The organism is Leifsonia sp. YAF41, from assembly GCF_052113185.1.
Lineage (GTDB): Bacteria > Actinomycetota > Actinomycetes > Actinomycetales > Microbacteriaceae > Cryobacterium.
In genome coordinates this window covers 225,436-242,471 of sequence record NZ_JBFRCS010000007.1, presented here as the reverse complement: position 1 = coordinate 242,471, position 17,036 = coordinate 225,436, and the positions used below count along the sequence as shown (strand labels likewise).

At 61.3% G+C, this 17,036-nt stretch carries 17 protein-coding genes; 8 read left to right on the top strand and 9 right to left on the bottom strand.

Annotated elements, in window-relative coordinates:
* Positions 1-12 precede the first annotated feature (12 nt).
* From AB4Y63_RS08945 to dnaA, 5 genes are all read right to left on the bottom strand, one after another.
* Positions 13-501: a DUF721 domain-containing protein gene (locus tag AB4Y63_RS08945; protein WP_441790701.1), complete on the bottom strand. Its 489-nt coding sequence runs from the start codon at positions 499-501 to the stop codon at positions 13-15.
* Positions 494-1,681 (bottom strand): DNA replication/repair protein RecF, encoded by a 1,188-nt coding sequence (recF, locus tag AB4Y63_RS08940; RefSeq protein WP_441790700.1) that lies wholly within the window; start codon positions 1,679-1,681, stop codon positions 494-496. Before recF ends, AB4Y63_RS08945 begins: the two co-directional genes overlap by 8 nt.
* 6 nt (positions 1,682-1,687) lie before the next feature.
* On the bottom strand, positions 1,688-2,575 hold the full coding sequence (gnd, locus tag AB4Y63_RS08935; RefSeq protein WP_441790699.1) for a phosphogluconate dehydrogenase (NAD(+)-dependent, decarboxylating): 888 nt from the start codon (positions 2,573-2,575) through the stop codon (positions 1,688-1,690).
* A gap of 46 nt (positions 2,576-2,621) precedes the next feature.
* Positions 2,622-3,770: a DNA polymerase III subunit beta gene (gene dnaN / locus AB4Y63_RS08930; RefSeq protein WP_441790698.1), complete on the bottom strand. Its 1,149-nt coding sequence runs from the start codon at positions 3,768-3,770 to the stop codon at positions 2,622-2,624.
* 383 nt (positions 3,771-4,153) lie between these two features.
* Positions 4,154-5,572, bottom strand: coding sequence for a chromosomal replication initiator protein DnaA (gene dnaA / locus AB4Y63_RS08925; protein ID WP_441790697.1), 1,419 nt, complete (start codon positions 5,570-5,572; stop codon positions 4,154-4,156).
* A 407-nt stretch (positions 5,573-5,979) separates the two neighbouring features.
* On the opposite strand from dnaA, the gene rpmH reads away from it, so the two are divergent.
* The 8 genes from rpmH (at position 5,980) to AB4Y63_RS08885 (ending at position 11,001) form a co-directional block, all read left to right on the top strand.
* A complete protein-coding gene (gene rpmH / locus AB4Y63_RS08920) occupies positions 5,980-6,117 on the top strand; it encodes a 50S ribosomal protein L34 (protein WP_010204566.1) in 138 nt (45 codons plus the stop codon).
* Positions 6,118-6,125: 8 nt separating this feature from the next.
* Complete coding sequence (gene rnpA / locus AB4Y63_RS08915; protein ID WP_441790696.1) at positions 6,126-6,464, top strand: ribonuclease P protein component; 339 nt, start codon at positions 6,126-6,128, stop codon at positions 6,462-6,464.
* A gap of 17 nt (positions 6,465-6,481) precedes the next feature.
* On the top strand, positions 6,482-6,793 hold the full coding sequence (yidD, locus tag AB4Y63_RS08910) for a membrane protein insertion efficiency factor YidD (RefSeq protein ID WP_441790695.1): 312 nt from the start codon (positions 6,482-6,484) through the stop codon (positions 6,791-6,793).
* A gap of 8 nt (positions 6,794-6,801) precedes the next feature.
* Complete coding sequence (gene yidC / locus AB4Y63_RS08905; protein ID WP_441790694.1) at positions 6,802-7,773, top strand: membrane protein insertase YidC; 972 nt, start codon at positions 6,802-6,804, stop codon at positions 7,771-7,773.
* Between the two features lie 33 nt (positions 7,774-7,806).
* On the top strand, positions 7,807-8,349 hold the full coding sequence (locus tag AB4Y63_RS08900; RefSeq protein WP_441790761.1) for a Jag family protein: 543 nt from the start codon (positions 7,807-7,809) through the stop codon (positions 8,347-8,349).
* A gap of 14 nt (positions 8,350-8,363) precedes the next feature.
* Complete coding sequence (gene rsmG, locus AB4Y63_RS08895; RefSeq protein WP_441790693.1) at positions 8,364-8,993, top strand: 16S rRNA (guanine(527)-N(7))-methyltransferase RsmG; 630 nt, start codon at positions 8,364-8,366, stop codon at positions 8,991-8,993.
* 89 nt (positions 8,994-9,082) lie between these two features.
* Positions 9,083-10,021 (top strand): ParA family protein, encoded by a 939-nt coding sequence (locus AB4Y63_RS08890; protein ID WP_441790692.1) that lies wholly within the window; start codon positions 9,083-9,085, stop codon positions 10,019-10,021.
* Complete coding sequence (locus AB4Y63_RS08885; protein ID WP_441790691.1) at positions 10,021-11,001, top strand: ParB/RepB/Spo0J family partition protein; 981 nt, start codon at positions 10,021-10,023, stop codon at positions 10,999-11,001. The genes AB4Y63_RS08890 and AB4Y63_RS08885 overlap by 1 nt, the downstream gene beginning before the upstream one ends.
* Positions 11,002-13,205: 2,204 nt before the next feature.
* Here the strand turns inward: AB4Y63_RS08885 and AB4Y63_RS08880 are convergent.
* From AB4Y63_RS08880 to trxB, 4 genes are all read right to left on the bottom strand, one after another.
* On the bottom strand, positions 13,206-14,207 hold the full coding sequence (locus AB4Y63_RS08880) for a D-alanine--D-alanine ligase family protein (RefSeq protein ID WP_441790690.1): 1,002 nt from the start codon (positions 14,205-14,207) through the stop codon (positions 13,206-13,208).
* Positions 14,208-14,249: 42 nt separating this feature from the next.
* Complete coding sequence (locus tag AB4Y63_RS08875) at positions 14,250-15,569, bottom strand: aminotransferase-like domain-containing protein (protein WP_441790689.1); 1,320 nt, start codon at positions 15,567-15,569, stop codon at positions 14,250-14,252.
* Between the two features lie 157 nt (positions 15,570-15,726).
* Positions 15,727-16,050 carry a thioredoxin gene (gene trxA / locus AB4Y63_RS08870; protein ID WP_441790688.1) on the bottom strand — a complete coding sequence of 108 codons (324 nt, stop codon included), beginning with the start codon at positions 16,048-16,050 and terminating at the stop codon, positions 15,727-15,729.
* Positions 16,051-16,060: 10 nt separating this feature from the next.
* On the bottom strand, positions 16,061-17,035 hold the full coding sequence (trxB, locus tag AB4Y63_RS08865; RefSeq protein ID WP_441790687.1) for a thioredoxin-disulfide reductase: 975 nt from the start codon (positions 17,033-17,035) through the stop codon (positions 16,061-16,063).
* Position 17,036: the final 1 nt, after the last annotated feature.

The following is a 17,036-nucleotide window of genomic DNA, read 5'->3' as shown; positions in this document are numbered from 1 at the left end:
GAATTTGTTTAGCTACCCGTAGGTATCGCGCGGACCCCGCCCTGGAATTGATCTGGGGCCCTTTTTCCAGGAAGGGGCGTTGGGTCCCTGAAAGCGGATTGACTGGATGCCGGCATCCGGGTAGCGGGTGGCGATATGAGTCATGATTTCGACACGCATTAAGCGCAGCTGAGTCGCCCAGGCCGTCGACTCACAATGCACGGTGAGGATTCCCTCGTCGATGCCAGCCGGACGCGAATGTTTGGCCGTCTCTTCTCCGGCGAGCTCCGCCCAAGATTCCAACAGTTCTGATTGGGCAAGTGACGAGTTCCACCCCAATTGCACAGTCAGCGAGTTGATCGTGTCGCCGAGGCCCCGCGGGTCGCGGCCGACGCCGAATGGAACACTCGACCCTGCCGTGTCCTTCGTGCGTTTTCTGCCCGACGAACGCCGCGCGTAAGGGTCGCCGAACACGTCTTTGAACCGCGAATAGACACGGGATGCCTCGCTTGGCTCAGCCATTGACGACCTCCCCCGCTTCGATATGCACCGTATGCGCGGCCAAGGATTCTGGCACGTCTTCCAGCACGGCTGCGGTGATCAGCACCTGCTCGAACCCCACAACGGCGTCGGCCAACCGGCGTCGACGGGACTGATCGAGCTCGGCGAACACGTCGTCGAGAATGAGTACCGGATCGCCACTGGCCGAATCCCGGCGCAGCAACTCGGCTGAGGCGAGTTTCAAAGCCAGCGCGAACGACCAGGATTCGCCGTGGCTTGCATACCCTTTCGCCGGCAAAGCATTCAGCATGAAGACCAGGTCGTCCCGGTGTGGGCCGGCCAACGTCAATCCACGCTCGAGTTCTTTGCGGCGCAGTTCGACCAGTGCGGTGCGAAAGACATCGGCGGTGCTTGAGCCGGCGACGGGCGCGGCGATGGTGATCCCGGCACTCGAGGTTGTCGAGGCCCCCGCAGCACCGGACTCGACATCGTCATCCGTCCCACCCAAAATGCTCAGTGACGAGACCAATGCCGGACCGTGATCTTCGCCGGCCACCGCGTGATAGGCCGTTTTCAACGGATCGCCGAGCAGCCGCACCAGTTCGGCCCGCTCATCGATGATCTCGCTGCCGAGCGCAACGAGCCGTTCGTCCCACAAGTCGAGGGTGTTCAGCTGAGTGCCGCGCGCACCCGATGCGCGCGCCGACTTCAACAGGGTGTTTCGTTGCTTCAGAACCCGGTCGTAGTCAGCCAAAACACCGGCCAGGCGCGGGGTGCGCAGGATCAAGAGCTGGTCGAGAAAACGACGGCGCACCGACGGGTCGCCTCGCACGAGAGCAAGATCTTCGGGTGCGAAAAGCACGCTGGAGAAGTAGCGGGGGAGGTCACGCATCCGAATGACCGACCGGTTCACCTGGCCGCGATTCGCTCCGGTGCGGTTCAGCTGCACTTCAGCCAGAATCTCGCGACCGTTGTACTCCAGCGTCGCGCGGATGATCGCCGCATCCAGGCCGGCCCTGATCATCGCTTTGTCGTTGGAGACCCGGTGCGAACCGAGCGTGCTCAGGTAGCCGAGGGCCTCAACGAGATTGGTTTTTCCCTGGCCGTTGCGCCCGACGATGAGGTTCGAGCCCGGAGCGAACGGCACATCGGCTTGGCGGTAATTGCGAAAGTCGGTCAGAGACAGGTGGGTGACACGCACTCCTGGTCAGTCTGCCTTTTTCACAGTGTGGCCACCGAACTGATTGCGCAAGGCTGCCACGGCTTTCATCGCCGGCGAGTCGTCCTGGCGTGAGACAAAGCGCGCAAAGATCGAGGCGCTGATCGTCGGTACCGGAACGGCGTTGGCGAGAGCTTCCTCGATCGTCCACCGGCCTTCGCCGGAATCTTCGACGAAACCTTCGATGTCTTCGAACTCGGGATCTTGTTCAAGCGCACGCACGAGCAGTTCGAGCAACCAGGAGCGCACCACGGTGCCGCGCTGCCACGCCTTGAAGATTCCGGGGACATCGGTGACGAGGTCGCTGCGCTTGTCGAGGAGCTCGTAGCCCTCCGCATAGGCCTGCATCAACGCATATTCGATGCCGTTGTGCACCATCTTCGCGTAGTGGCCTGCGCCAACTTCGCCGGCGTGCACGAAACCCTCTTCGCGCGGGCCTTCCGGCCGCAGCGCGTCGAAAACCGGCATTGCCCGCTCGACCTGATCGGCTTTTCCGCCCACCATCAGGCCATATCCGTTGGCCAGTCCCCAGATTCCGCCCGAAACCCCGGCATCGACGAAGTTGATGCCCTTCGTTTCCAGCAGCGCTGCGTGCTTGAAGTCCTCAGTGAATCGCGAGTTGCCGCCATCGATGACGAGGTCACCGGCTTCGAGCTTCTGGGAAAGATCTTCGATCACTGAATCGGTGATCGCTCCCGAGGGAACCATCACCCAGACCAGGCGCGGCGCCGGCAGCACTGCCACCAGCTCGGCAGTCGATGCGACGTCGGTCAGGTCGGGGTTCTGGTCGAAACCGGTGACCTCGATTCCGGCGTTACGCAGGCGATCCCGCATGTTCGCACCCATTTTTCCGAGACCAATGATGCCGATATGCATGTGGTGATCCTTTCGGAGAAATGAGGTGTGAAACGAGGTGAAACGGTTAGCGCAGCAGCAGGTTGGGCTGCAAGAGGTACTTGTAGCTGTCTGCTCCTGGCTCTTCGCGCGAGGTCTGGCTGGTGATGAGAACCGGCCCCGGCTTGTTCGGGTTCTCGGTCTTGGTGAACGAGATGCGCACGTATTCGGAATGCACCGCACCCAAACCGTCGAGCAGGAACTGCGGCTTGAGCGAGACAACCGTGTCAGTTCCGGTCAGGATGGCGTCGATTGCTTCGGAAGCCTGGGCTTGTTCCGAACCGATCGCCTCAAGTGTCAGGCCTTCAGACGTGAAGGTGAACCGGAGTGCAGCCTCACGTTCGAGCACGAGCTGCACGCGACGGGTGGCCTCGATGAGGTCAGCGGTGTTCATCACCGCGTAGTTGTCGACCGTCTCGGGGAACAACCGACGTACAGGCGGAAAATTGCCCTTGATCAGCAAAGAAGTCACTGTCTTTTTGTCAGCGGTGAAGGCGATGAGCTCGCGATCATCAGTATTTGTGATCGCGACCGAGATCGTTCCGCTGTGGCCGAAGGTCTTGCCGACTTCTTGCAATGTGCGGGCAGGAACGAGCGCGGTGATGGTCTCGGCGTTGCTGTTGCTGCCCGAATCCCAATTGATTTCGCGCACGGCGACACGGTAGCGGTCGGTGGCGACAAGCCCGAGGCTGTTTTCAGAGACCTCGAGCTGCACGCCGGTGATCACAGGCGTGACGTCATCACGGGAAGCCGCGACGGCAACCTGCGCGATGGCTGCAGCAAATTCCTCGGCGGGAACCAAACCGGATTCCGTGTTGACCTGCGGGATGCTCGGGTATTCCTCGACCGGCATCGACAGCAGGGTGAAGCTCGCTGAACCACATTTGACAGTGATTCGGGTGTCGTCTGTCGAGAAACGCACGGGTGCGTTCGGCATTCGGCTGGCGATTTCCGCCAAAAGCCGGCCGGAGACGAGCACCTTTCCGGTTTCTTCAACATCCGCTGCGATCTCAGTCTGAGCTGAAACTTCGTAGTCGAATGACGACAAGATCAAGCCGTTTTCGGTCGCCTCAATCAGCACACCGCTCAGGATGGGCAGGGTCGTGCGTTGAGGGAGGAGCTTGACAGCGAAAGACACAGCTTCGCTGAAGACATCCCGATTGGCTTGAAATCTCACGAATTCACTCCTGTCGATGGGAGGCGGTTGATGCTGGCCTCAATGCTAGTCGTCTTCGAGTTCTGCCCGGCGACCCGGCCCTTCGGCCGGTCAAGGTTGTCGAATGACAGAAATCTTAAATTAATTGTTAATGGTCTTAACCGGTGTGGAAACTGTGGATAACTTGTCATTCGTCAATCAGCCATTGGGAACTACAACCTTGTGAGTTGTGGGGAGCCTGTGGGATTTTGTGTAACTCACTATCGAGACCGAATGACAAGAATTGTGAGTTTTCACATGCGCCCGTCGAGTTTCAACAGTTGCAGCCCAGTTGTTCATTAACTTTCCACAGAGTTATCCACAGGTGTGTAAAGAAAAAAATTTTCTTAACCCGAAGGGTTAGATCACTTGTAGCGGTGGTTCTGCTTGATCCGGTTGGTCAGCTCGGTCACCTGGTTGTAGATCGAGCGACGCTCTTTCATCAATTCGCTGATCTTCTTGTTCGCGTACATCACGGTGGTGTGATCCCGGTTGCCGAAGAGCTGTCCGATTTTCGGGAGAGAGAGGTTCGTCAGTTCCCGGCAGAGGTACATGGCGATCTGACGGGCTGTCGCGACCGCCTGGGAGCGGGATGAGCCGTAGAGGTCGTCGACCGTGAGCTTGAAGTAGTCGGCGGTGTTGGTGATGATGTCGACCGGCGCGATGACGTTGTCTTCGTCGAGCGTGATGAGGTCCTTCAGCACGGTCTGAACCAGATCCATGTCGACCACGGTGCGGTTCAGGCTGGCGAAGGCGGTCACCCGGATCAGGGTTCCCTCAAGCTCACGAATGTTCGAGGAGACCTTGGTCGCCATGAATTCGAGGATGTCGTGGGGAACCTGCAGCTTCTCGCTCTGCGCCTTCTTGCGCAGAATCGCGATGCGGGTCTCGAGGTCGGGTGCCTGGACATCCGTGATGAGGCCCCACTCGAACCGCGAACGCATCCGGTCTTCGAACCCGGTCAGTGCCTTCGGCGGCAGGTCGCTGGTGATGACCACCTGCTTGTTGTGGTCGTGCAGGGTGTTGAAGGTGTGGAAGAACGCCTCCTGCGTTTCCGCCTTGCCCTGCAAGAACTGGATGTCGTCGATCATCAAGATGTCGATGTTGCGGTAGCGAGACTGGAAGAGCGAACCCCGGTTGTTGGCGATCGAGTTGATGAAGTCGTTGGTGAACTCTTCAGAACTGACGTACCGAACCCGGATTCCGGGGTACAGGCTCATCGCGTAGTGCCCGATGGCGTGCAGAAGGTGAGTCTTGCCGAGGCCAGACGACCCATAGATGAACAGCGGGTTGTAGGCCTTGGCCGGAGCTTCAGCCACGGCGACGGCCGCGGCATGGGCGAATCGGTTGGACTGCCCGATGACGAAGTTGTCGAAACTGTACTTGGCGTTCAGTCGGGTGTCGTGGGGGCGTTCCTGCGGAGCGCTTTCGAAAACGGACTGCGGAGTCGCCGGCGTTTCAACGTCGGGAATCGGAATCTCTTCGTGAACCGGGCGCAGTGATTCCTGCTCGAGTTCCGGGTTCACGACCACATAGAACGTCGAAACGGCGGTGGTTTCGTCGAGCTGCCCCATTGCAGCAAGAAGCGGAACACGCATCCGTTGGTTGAGCATGCTTGCCGTGAATTCGTTGGGAACCTCCAGATAGAAGGTTCCGGCGGCGATTCCCTTGGGTTCGACCAGGTTCAAGAATCCGTACAACATCGGGGTGATGGTGTCGTCGGACTCCAAAGTGGTCAGGACTGCCTGCCACGTATCCGCGATCGGTTGTTCCCCGTCTGCCATGGTTCTCCACAATCTGTATTTTTTTCTGCCGCCCGTGAGCGCGGGTCGAGCCCGTTGTGCCGAAATTGGCCGCTCTGCTGAGGCTCAGTCAAAGTATTCACAAAGTTATCCACTGCCTGTGGGTAAATCCGGTACAACTCACAGGTTCCGTACAAAAACCTGTGGATAACTCGTGATCACGGTAGTCAATTCCGTGGTTCTGGATCAAGCTCACCCTAGTTTTCTCGGCGTGTCACTGCGAGGGTTGCAGCGATTATTGTGGAGAATTCCGCGTTTGAACCTCCCGGGTTTGACCATTACTACGCCAGGCCGTAGTTTTAATCAGTTGACCTCAGCCCGTGGGCTGCCCAATTTTCTTTCCCGGCCGGTGTTTGGCATGCGGAAATTCAAGACGTGGAGAACGAATTATGAGCAAGAGAACCTTCCAGCCGAACAACCGCCGCCGCGCCAAGGTGCACGGCTTCCGTCTGCGCATGCGTACCCGCGCCGGCCGTGCAATCCTCGGTGCTCGCCGTCGCAAGGGTCGCACCGAACTCTCCGCCTAAGCACTCCGGTGCTCGCGCAGACCAATCGGATCACGAGTGGGAGCGACTACAAAGCAGTCGTTCGCCGGGGTTCACGCGTTGTTGGTCCCCATTTGGTGACCTACATTCGCACGAATCCTGACGCCACTCCTCCGCGGTTTGGCTTCATCGTCGCGAAGAATGTGGGTAATGCAGTGAATCGCAACCTCATTCGCCGGCGTTTGAAAGCTGCGAGCTACGAATTGTTGTCGGCGGTGCGCCCGGGAACGGATGTCGTCATCCGGGCGCTGCCGTCGGCGAACGCGGCGACGTGGTCCGCTTTGCACACCGAACTTTCGGCCGCATTGCACAAGGGCAATTCTCGGTAAGTGGTGACGCACGAGAGATGAACAGAATCCTGTCGACGCTCTGGCTCCTCCCCCGCAATGCGGGAGTGGTGCTTCTTCGCGTCTACCGAGCTGTGATCTCTCCGCTTTACGGCGATGTCTGCCGGTACTATCCGTCGTGTTCGGCCTACGCTTTAGGCGCAGTGCAGGAACACGGGTTGGTGGTCGGTTCGGCGTTGGCTGCTCGTCGGCTGGCCCGGTGTCATCCGTGGGCGGAAGGCGGAATCGATGACGTTCCGTTGAAACGCACGCGTCGCTATGAAGTGACGCGATTTGGTTTTGTCGTCGCACCAAGCCATGGAAAGGGCTGACCCGAAGTATGGACATCATTGGAACGATTCTCTGGCCGCTGAAGTGGGCGGTTGAGGCTCTTCTCGTTGCCTTCCACTGGCTGTTCACCGCCATCGGAATGGACTACAACGCCGGTATCACCTGGGTGCTGTCCATCGTCGGTCTGGTCCTGGTGGTTCGTGCCGCCCTGATTCCGATCTTCGTTCGGCAGATCAAGAGCCAGCGCAAGATGCTTGAGGTTGCCCCGCAACTCAAGAAGATCCAAGACAAGTACAAGGGCAAGAAAGACCAGTTCTCGCGCGAGGCAATGTCCCGCGAGACCATGGAACTCTACAAGCGCACGGGAACCAACCCGCTGAGCTCGTGCCTCCCCCTGCTTTTGCAGATGCCGATCTTCTTCGCCCTGTTCTCGGTGTTGAACGACGCCCAGCACGGCAAGGGCGGCGTCGGTCCGTTGAACGTGGAACTGTCGAACAGTTTCGCGAACGCGGAGCTCTTCGGCGCCCCGTTGAAGGATTCCTTCGCCTCGCAGTGGACGTTGATGACCGCAGGGATGCCGTTCAACGCCGAGGTCATGTGGATCGCGGCAACGATGGTCATCCTGATGACCGCCTCGCAGTTCATCACCCAGCTGCAGATCGTCTCCAAGAACATGTCGCCGGAGACCAAGGCGAGCCCCATGTTCAAGCAGCAGCGCATCATGCTCTACTTGCTCCCCCTCGTCTTCGCCTTCTCCGGTGTCGCATTCCCGCTCGGCGTCATGTTCTACTGGCTCACCTCGAACATCTGGACCATGGCCCAGCAGTTCCTCGTCATCCGTAACATGCCCACTCCCGGCAGCGAAGCAGCAAAGGCCCGCGAAGAACGTCTCGCTCGCAAGGGCAAGCTCATCGCCAAAGACGGCGATGTGATCGTGGTCGAGGAGCCCAAGAAGCCGGCGCAGCGTCAGCAGCCGGTGGGCAAGACTCGTGCGAAGAAACAAACCGGGCCGAAGAAGTAGAAGGCGAAGATCCCCGTGACTGAGAACCTTGACCTGATTGACACGGATGCCGCCGCTGTAGAGACGGCGCCGGCTCACGATGACGCCGCCGTTGCGACTAGCAGCGAAGCACCCACCCTCGACCAGCTTGAGCGTGAGGGCGACATCGCCGCCGACTACATCGAGGAGTTCCTCGACATCTGCGACCTCGATGGCGACATCGACATTGATGCCCGCAACGGCCGTGCCTACCTGTCAGTGAATGCGACGGAGGCCGCGAACCTGCGTCTGCTCTCCAAGCCGGAGACCGTGACTGCCTTGCAGGAGCTGACCCGTCTCGCCGTGCAGAACCAGACCGGCTCGTTCTCCCGCCTCATCCTCGACATCGGCGGATCACGCGATGCGCGCGAAGCCGAACTGCAGAGCCTCGTCGCTCACGCGATCGAGCGCATTGAGGCCGGAGCCTCCGCGGCCGACCTTCCGGCCATGTCGTCCTACGAGCGCAAGCTGGTTCACGACATCGTCTCCGCGCGTGGCTATGTGTCCGAGTCGCAGGGCGAAGGCCGCGACCGTCACACCGTCATCACCGCGTCCTAGTTTCACGTGAAACGATGACCGATCTTCTTGAGGCTGAACCCGCCGCTGCGGCCGTACTTTTCGGTGAGCAGTTGCCGGTCGCCCGCGCCTTCACCCAGAATCTCGCCGACCAGGGCGAGGAACTCGGGCTGATCGGACCGCTGGAACTCCCCCGACTCTGGAGCCGGCACATCCTGAACTGCGCGATTGTCGCGCCGCTGCTTCGTCCGGGTCTTGTCGGCGACGTCGGTTCGGGCGCCGGTTTGCCCGGGCTTGTTCTGGCGATTGCGCGCCCCGACGTCTCGTTCGTGCTCATCGAGCCGATGGAGCGCCGGGTCGCCTGGCTCAATGATCAGGTCGCCGCTCTTGCCCTCCCCAACGTGAAAGTCAATCGGGCCCGGGCCGAAGATGTGCGTTTGACGCAGCCGTTCGACCAGGTGACCGCGCGTGCGGTGAGCGCATTCCGCACCCTCATCCCGCTGACCGCTCCCCTGCTTCGTCCGGGCGGAGAGCTCGTGCTGATGAAGGGCGCCGGTGCGCAGGCTGAGGTTGAAGCCGCTGCCAAGGCGATTCGCAAGTATCGGTTGACCGATGTCGAGGTAATTACGCTCGGCGAGGGCGTGCTGCAGGATGTCACGCGAGTCATTAGGGCTACAGTAGATTAGTCCCCGGATTCCTCCGCCTGCCCCGGCTGGAGTGCCATCCGAATGCTTTTTCGGGTGGCCAATCGACCGTCACAACGCAAAGGTTTCACGTGAAACATCCTGGTGAAGACCAGCACAGCAGTAGCAGCGCTTCGGTATTTGATGGGGCCACTCCCCTGGCCCGTGAGATTGCTGATCTGACGCGTCGTCGGCAGGCCATCGCATCCGAACGCCTGCCGAAGCCCGAAAAGACGCGGGTTCTGACGATCTCGAACCAGAAGGGCGGCGTCGGTAAGACCACGACGGCCGTGAACATCGCTGCGGCTCTCGCCCGCCAGGGCGCTCGCGTTCTGGTGATCGACCTGGACCCGCAGGGCAATGCCTCCACCGCGCTGGGTGTCGACCACCGCGCTGACACGGCCAGTGTCTACGACGTCATCGTCAATGATCTTCCCCTCGGCGATGCCGTCCAGAAGAGCCCCGAATTCGGCGCCCTCTACTGTGTGCCGGCCACGATTCACCTGGCCGGAGCCGAGATTGAGCTTGTCTCTCTCGTTGCCCGCGAGCAGCGCCTTCGCCGCGCTCTTGACCTCTACATGCAGGGCCTTGAGGAACCGTTCGACTACGTCTTCATCGACTGCCCGCCGTCACTCGGTCTGCTCACGATCAACGCTTTCGTCGCTGCTCGTGAAGTACTGATCCCGATTCAGTGCGAGTACTACGCGCTCGAAGGGCTGAGCCAGCTGCTCAAGAACATCGAGCTGATCGAGAAGCACCTGAACCCCGACCTCTCGGTCTCGACGATTCTGCTCACGATGTACGACAGCCGCACCAACTTGGCGAACCAAGTGGCGCAGGATGTGCGTGATCACTTCCCCAAACAGGTTCTGAAGACCCTGATTCCGCGTTCTGTGCGCGTTTCTGAGGCGCCGAGCTACGGACAGAGCGTCATCAGCTACGATTTGAACTCAGCAGGATCGCTCTCCTACCTCGAAGCAGCGGCAGAGATCGCCCGTCGGGGCGCACCACAGACAGGATCACAGCGCTAATGGCGAAACGGACTGGCCTCGGCCGTGGAATAGGCGCACTGATTCCGATGCAGGACGACGCAAAGCCTGCGCGTCCGGTCGACGTATTCTTTCCACAGTCCGGCCCGGCTGATGCCCCGCGCGTGAAGAAGCGGGAGGTTGACTACCCCGACGAGTTGTTGGCCGTGCCGGGGGCCCGCCTGGCGCACCTGAACCCCGCCGACATCATTCCGAACGCGCAGCAGCCCCGCACCATGTTCAACGAGGCCGACCTCGCTGAGCTGGTGCACAGCATCCGTGAGATCGGCGTGCTTCAGCCGATCGTCGTGCGTCCGCACCCGGATCGGGTCGGTAAGTACGAACTGGTCATGGGTGAGCGTCGTCTGCGTGCGACCCGTGAGGTCGGGCTGGACAGCATTCCTGCGGTTGTGCGGGACACGGCCGACGTCGATATGCTGCGTGACGCGCTGCTCGAGAACCTGCACCGCGCCCAGCTCAACCCGCTCGAAGAAGCGTCGGCGTACCAGCAGCTGTTGTCTGACTTTGGGATCACCCAAGACCAGCTGGCGTCGAAAATTGGCCGGTCACGGCCACAAATTACCAATACTTTGCGCCTGCTCAAGCTTCCGGAATCAGTTCAACTGCGCGTTGCCGCCGGTGTTTTGAGTGCCGGTCACGCCCGTGCGATTCTCTCGGTGTCCGACCGGGAAGGCATGCTCAAGCTGGCCGACAAGATCGTGAACGAAGACCTGTCTGTGCGCGCTGCTGAGGCTGCAGCTGCGATGTCGACACCGCAGGAACCGGTCGCTCCGAAGCCGGCACCGGGTGGACGCCAGGGCCAGCTCAATGAGATCGCTGATCGCCTGGGTGACCGTCTCGATACCCGGGTCAAGATCAAGCTGAGTGCGCGCAAGGGGCAGGTAACTGTCGATTTCGCCACAATCGGCGACTTGAATCGCATCCTCGGGATTCTGGGCGAGCCTGGTTTCGGCTCAAACTAGACCACTCCCCCACTCCTTCGGGCGCATGTTTCACGTGAAACATGCGCCCTTTGCGTTGGTCCGTTGATCGAGCTCCTCGAGATCTGGCCGTTCGCGAGGCATGGCCATCACCTTGACGCCCTCGACCGCCGCACTTTGTTGATTGCACCTACCGAGTGCCGGTTGCTTCGCGTGCGAATTCTCCATTTTCGATTCGTCCAGATCCAACAGGAGCAAATTCTTGGGCCTTCTCGGCCGTGAAGACGGGCAACTTGAATGACAGTGTTCGTGTGAAGTAAACCTCTGATCAGAGCTGATTTATGTCCGTATTCGCGGAGATCGCGGTAGAAGGTCCATTTTCGTGAAGTCTGGCCCATGAGAATGAGCTTGGAGTCCGAATGCAGAGCAGATTGTCGCGATCCGCTCGACTCCGCTGGCGGGAGAAATTGAATGAGGGAGTCCTGTGACTCGGGCGGACGATCCCATCTGAGGCGCGTTCGAGTTGTGCTCGCGAAGTCCTCAACGCGTGATCGGGTCGTGCTCAACGCCTGATCGCGACGTTCTCAACGCGTGAACTGGTCGTGCTCAACGCGCTATCGGGTCGTGCCAACGCCTGGGGAACGCGTGCACAACGCGTGGTTGAATCGCGATTGGCTCAGATTTGGACTGGGTTAAGCGGCCGGTCCTTTCCTGGATTTGGGTGACTCCCCCGGCTCTGTGTCCAAGAATCCGTCGCGTTGGACGCAGAGTTCGGCTTCGATTTTCGGGGTGTCGCCGGTGGCTTGGGGGTGAGATTCAGGCGCATCTGCGTCCTGTGACACCGCGCTAGAGCTGGTCGGATTGCGCCTCGTCGATCGTTCGGTAACGCCTCTACGGTGATCGTGCGAGCACTGGAATGCCTAGATTCTTCGAGGGTTCGCCAGTGGCAGCGATCACGAGCATGGCAAAAAAGTGGGATCTCTACGCAGACATGGCTCCAGAATTGGCTGCCATTGGGAGCTAGTCCTGGCGCCAGATTCGCTCTCTGCGAGCACTTTCGCCGAGCTTRCCACTTCCGGTCGAGCTTGCCTGGCGCGCCTCTCAAAGTCGACCGGAAGTGGCAAGCTCGGCGATCGAGGCACCCCGTATTGGATGGCGAACCCGGTCTGATGGTCTGAGAAGTGATGCGTCTCTGGTTCAGAAACGACGTGTTTCACGTGAAACATTGGCGCTTCGGGAGGCCGAGGGAAAGGGTCGGATTGTGCCCGATCCTCCCTGTTTCGCATCCCAGTCCGTTTACTTCTGCCTGCCTGTTTCGGGCCAGCCTGCTTGGTATCCCGCATCGGGTCGTACCCGAATTGGGCGCGTGGGTTGAGGGGAAAGGTGGGGTGTGTGCCACGACCCAGGGTGTCGTTTCGGTGTCCGCATCGCGCTTCCTCTCCTGAAGTGCGTTCCGCTGGCCGCTGAGATATGTAAGGAGAGGAGCGGCGGAATGACGCCTGAGGCGGTCGTCGATCTGGTGGATCTCGTATTCGAGCCAGCCGAGAATCGGACCCATGCGACGACCTGGAGGGCCCGCTGGGCGACCACCTCTTACCGCTTACCGCCCGCTGCGATTGAGTACATGGTTCTGTGGAGTGGCCGGCGGTAGGTGATGCTGCGGCTGCAAACGGTGGCAAATGGCACCTGCCTTGATCCGGAATTTGACCGCTCTCGACCATGGGTACTGTCGCGCCGTAGCAGCGGTTCGCGGTTGCATTTGTTCTGGGAGGAGGCAACTCCTACGGATCCCGAGGTGCTACGTTCACCCAATTGGTCGAGCTGGTTGAGACCCGTTGAGACCCGTTGAGACCCGTTGAGACCAGAGGGCCACTCTCGTGCTGAGTCTCGCTTGTCACACATCAATAAGCCCGGCCTGGCCACTGCGGCTGCCACTGCCGCCCTCTGTGCCTGCTGTAGCGGCAGCGGTCGCGACGGACGGGCGGACGCCTCGGCCGCGGCCGCCGCAGCCGTTCAGCGACCGCTGGAGCGTTGGCGGGCTGCCACTGGATGAGTGGCCCTGGCTGGCCGATGGGCGAGTGGCGGGATGGCGAGGCGATTCGGGCGTCCTTTCCCGGGTCTCGACAAGCTCGACCAACGGGTCTCGAGGGGCTCGGGTCTCGACAAGCTCGACCAACGGGATCCGAAAACAACGAAGGCACATGTTTCACGTGAAACATGTGCCTTCGTTGAAAAGTGCGAGTGAGTTAGTTGCCCGCGATCGCCGCCCGCGCCAATGCCAGATAGACCTCGCCGAGCGAGTGGCCAGACGCCTCGATCGACTGCGGAGCCAACGAAGTCTCAGTCAATCCGGGAAGCACATTTGCCTCGAGAAACCACGCGGTTCCGTCAGCGTCGATGATCAGGTCCACCCGCGAAATGTGACGCAAGCCGAGCAGCGTGTGAATCGCCACCGCCGTCTCACTGACGAGAGCGGCAGTCTCCTCACTGATCCGCGCCGGCGTGTAGAAGAGGGTCTCCCCCGCGTTGTATCGAGCCTCGAAGCTGTAGACGCCACTGACTGGAACGATCTCGACGGCAGGCAACGCCACCGGTCCGTCGCCGCGGTCGATGACCGTCACGGCCACCTCAACGCCACTGATCTTAGCTTCGACGATCGCGGCATCTGCATACGTGTATGCGTTGACCATCGCCCGTGGCAGCGCGGATGCGTCGTCGACGATCGTGACGCCCTGGGCTGAACCGCCGACGGCCGGCTTGACGACGAGCGGCATACCTAGCGCGCGAACGAGGTGATCGAGAACACTGCCGGCGCCCAAGTCACGGAACGTCTCGGTCGAGAGTGCGATGCCGTGCGGGGTGGAGAATCCGGCCCGGCGCACGAGTTCCTTCGACGTCGGCTTCGACCAGGCGAGTCCGGCTGACGGACCGCGTGAGCCGACCGTGGGAATGCCGGTGGTTTCCAGCAGCGACAGCAACGCGCCGTCCTCCCCCGTTGCACCGTGCAGCGCCGGCCAGATGACATCGGGGCGGTGGGCTTCGAGCCCGGCAAGCAGTCCGGCATCGGGGTCGAGCACGTGCACCGTGTGGCCGAGGCTACTCAACGCGTCGGCGACGCGGCGGCCCGAGCGCAGCGAGACATCTCGCTCGTGCGAGATGCCGCCGGCGAGCACGACGATGTTGAGAACGGCGCTCTCAGCTGCGGCACGCTCTGCTGCGGCACTGTCGAGAGGAGTGGAGTCAGTCATGATCAGGTTTCCCTTGCTCTGTTCTGGGCAGGTTCGCGAATGTTAGGAGATGTTGGGCGGCGGCGCACTGAACCGGCGGTTGTCCCGCACTGCATTCAGAGAGCCGGTGCCGGCGAAGGTGTCGAGCAAGTCGAGCTCGCCACGGATGACCGTGGCCAGGCGTCGGATACCGACCCGGATGTTCTCGGGCGTGGGATAGCAGAACGACAGACGCATGTTCTGGTGACCGTCGCCATCCGCGAAGAAGGCGGTGCCGGGCGTGTACGCGACCAGCTCCTTGACTGCACGCGGCAGCATGGCCTTCGAGTCGAGGCGCTCGGGAAGAGTCACCCAGACGTAGAACCCACCATTGGGGTTTGTCCAGCTGAGCTCGGGCAGGTACTCCTCGAGGGAGGAGATCATGGCATTCTTGCGCTCGTGGTACACGCCGCGGAAGGTGTTGATCTGACCCTTCCAATCGGCGCTCTTGAGGTACTCCGAGATGACCAGCTGACTGAACGAACTCGGCGAGAGAACGGCCGCCTCGTTGGCAAGCACGAGCTTCTCCCGGATGGCGTGGGGTGCAAGCGCCCAGCCGACCCGAAAACCGGGGGCGAGGGTCTTGGAGAACGTACCGAGGTAGACGACGCCCTCCTCGTCGAGCGACCGGATCGCATCCGGAGCGGCCCGATCGAAGTAGAGCAGACCATAGGGGTTGTCCTCGAGCACCAGGATGTCGTTCTCCTTGGCGATCTGCAGGATCTCGACGCGACGCTCCCAGCTCAGCGTCACGCCGGCCGGGTTGTGGAAGCTTGGGATCGTGTAGAGGAACTTGATGGTCTTGCCGGCCGCCCGAACGCGCGTGATGTGCTCGCGCAGGGCTTCGGGGATGAGGCCGTGCTCGTCCATCGGAACGTGCTGGACCTCAGCCTGGTACGACTTGAAGATCACCATCGCTGTGACGTAGCTGGGGCCCTCAGAGAGCACGACGTCACCCGGGTCCAGGAAAAGCTTGCTGACGAGCTCCAGGGCGTGCTGAGAGCCTGTGGTGACCACCACATCGTCGGCGTTGGCCTTGATTCCCTCGAGCGCCATCACCTCGAGGATCTGCTCGCGCAGTTCAGGAACACCTTGACCCGAGCCGTACTGCAGTGCGACGGCGCCCTGCTCACGCATGACGCGATCCATTGCGCCGATCACGAGATCCTGCGGGAGGGCGGCGACGAACGGCATTCCACCGGCGAGCGAGACGACCTCAGGCCGGGATGCCACGGCGAAGAGGGCGCGCACCTCGGAGGCACGCAGGCCCCCGGCTCGCTCGGCGTAGTGGGAGTACCACGGGTCGAGATTATTACCGGCCTGGAGGGAGCCTTGTTCTGTCACGTCACTTCCGTTCTGGTGAGGGTTCAATCGTACGGTCTGATGCATGGCGGGCCGTCACTCCCCCGCTTCGCGGTACTCGCACGTTAAGCACGAAAAACCCCGCCCGGCGTGAGCCGGACGGGGTCAATGGCGTCAGTGAAAAGACGGCGACGGTCGGCTACGCGAGGTAGGCGGCCAGGTCGGCTTCGAGGGCAGGCTTCGGCTTGGCGCCGATGACGGTCTTGACGACCTCGCCCTTCTGGAACACCTTCATCGCCGGGATGGAGGTGATCTGGTACTTCGCAGCCAAAGCAGGGTTGTCATCGACGTTGAGCTTGACGATGTCGATCTTGTCGGAGTGCTCCAGAGCAATCTGGTCGAGGATCGGGCTGACAGCGCGGCAGGGGCCACACCATTCGGCCCAGAAGTCGACAAGAACTGTCTTCTCGTTGTTGATGACTTCCTGTTCGAAAGTCGCGTCGGTAACGGCGCGTGCGCTCATGTGGGGCTCCTTAGTTGGTAACGGTTGCGAGTTCGGATTCACTGGCCGCAGCCAGCAGGTCTTCGGGGAGTGACGCGAGGTAGTGCTCCGCGTCGAGTGCGGCGACAGTTCCGGATGCCGCGGCGGTGACGGCCTGACGATAGGTCGGGTCGATCACATCGCCGGCTGCGAACACACCGGTCTGGCTGGTCTTGGACGACCGTCCGGCGACGGCGATCGTGCCCTCGGACGTGAGGTCCAGCTGGCCGTGCACGAGGTGCGTACGCGGGTCGTTGCCGATCGCGACGAAGAGTCCACCGACCGGGAGTGCGCTCTCGGCGCCGGTCACGGTGTCGCGCAGAACCAAGCCGTCGACGGCATCCGCACCCGTGATGCCGGCAACTTCGGAGTTCCAGATGAACTCGATCTTCTCGTTGGCGAACGCACGCTCCTGCATGATCTTGGAGGCGCGCAGGGTGTCCTTGCGGTGGATGACGTACACCTTGCTGGCGAAACGCGTGAGGAAGGTTGCCTCTTCCATCGCCGAGTCTCCGCCGCCGACAACCGCGATGACCTTCTCCTTGAAGAAGAATCCGTCGCAGGTGGCGCACCACGAGACACCGTGACCCGACAGGCGCTCTTCGTCTGGCAGGCCGAGCTTGCGGTAGGCCGAACCGGTCGCGAAGATCACGGCGAGGGCTTCGTGCTTCTCGCCGGAGCCGAGCGTGATGCTCTTGATCGGGCCGGTGAGGTCGAGCTCGGTGACGTCGTCGTAGACAACCTCGGTGCCGAAACGCTCAGCCTGCTCCTGCATCTTCGTCATGAGCTCTGGACCCTGGATGCCCTCGGCGAAGCCGGGGAAGTTCTCGACGTCTGTCGTGTTCATCAATTCGCCGCCGGCCTCAACCGAGCTGGCGATGAGAAGCGGTTTCAAGTTGGCACGAGCAGCATAGATCGCGGCGGTGTATCCGGCCGGGCCGGAGCCGATGATGATGATCTGGCGCACG

Bases quoted from the DNA above. Each gene is read 5' to 3' on its own strand.
- AB4Y63_RS08945 (WP_441790701.1), bottom strand. From the start codon at position 501: ATGGCTGAGCCAAGCGAGGCATCCCGTGTCTATTCGCGGTTCAAAGAC.
- gnd (WP_441790699.1), bottom strand. From the start codon at position 2,575: ATGCATATCGGCATCATTGGTCTCGGAAAAATGGGTGCGAACATGCGG.
- dnaA (WP_441790697.1), bottom strand. From the start codon at position 5,572: ATGGCAGACGGGGAACAACCGATCGCGGATACGTGGCAGGCAGTCCTG.
- rpmH (WP_010204566.1), top strand. From the start codon at position 5,980: ATGAGCAAGAGAACCTTCCAGCCGAACAACCGCCGCCGCGCCAAGGTG.
- yidD (WP_441790695.1), top strand. From the start codon at position 6,482: ATGAACAGAATCCTGTCGACGCTCTGGCTCCTCCCCCGCAATGCGGGA.
- yidC (WP_441790694.1), top strand. From the start codon at position 6,802: ATGGACATCATTGGAACGATTCTCTGGCCGCTGAAGTGGGCGGTTGAG.
- rsmG (WP_441790693.1), top strand. From the start codon at position 8,364: ATGACCGATCTTCTTGAGGCTGAACCCGCCGCTGCGGCCGTACTTTTC.
- AB4Y63_RS08885 (WP_441790691.1), top strand. From the start codon at position 10,021: ATGGCGAAACGGACTGGCCTCGGCCGTGGAATAGGCGCACTGATTCCG.
- AB4Y63_RS08880 (WP_441790690.1), bottom strand. From the start codon at position 14,207: ATGACTGACTCCACTCCTCTCGACAGTGCCGCAGCAGAGCGTGCCGCA.
- trxA (WP_441790688.1), bottom strand. From the start codon at position 16,050: ATGAGCGCACGCGCCGTTACCGACGCGACTTTCGAACAGGAAGTCATC.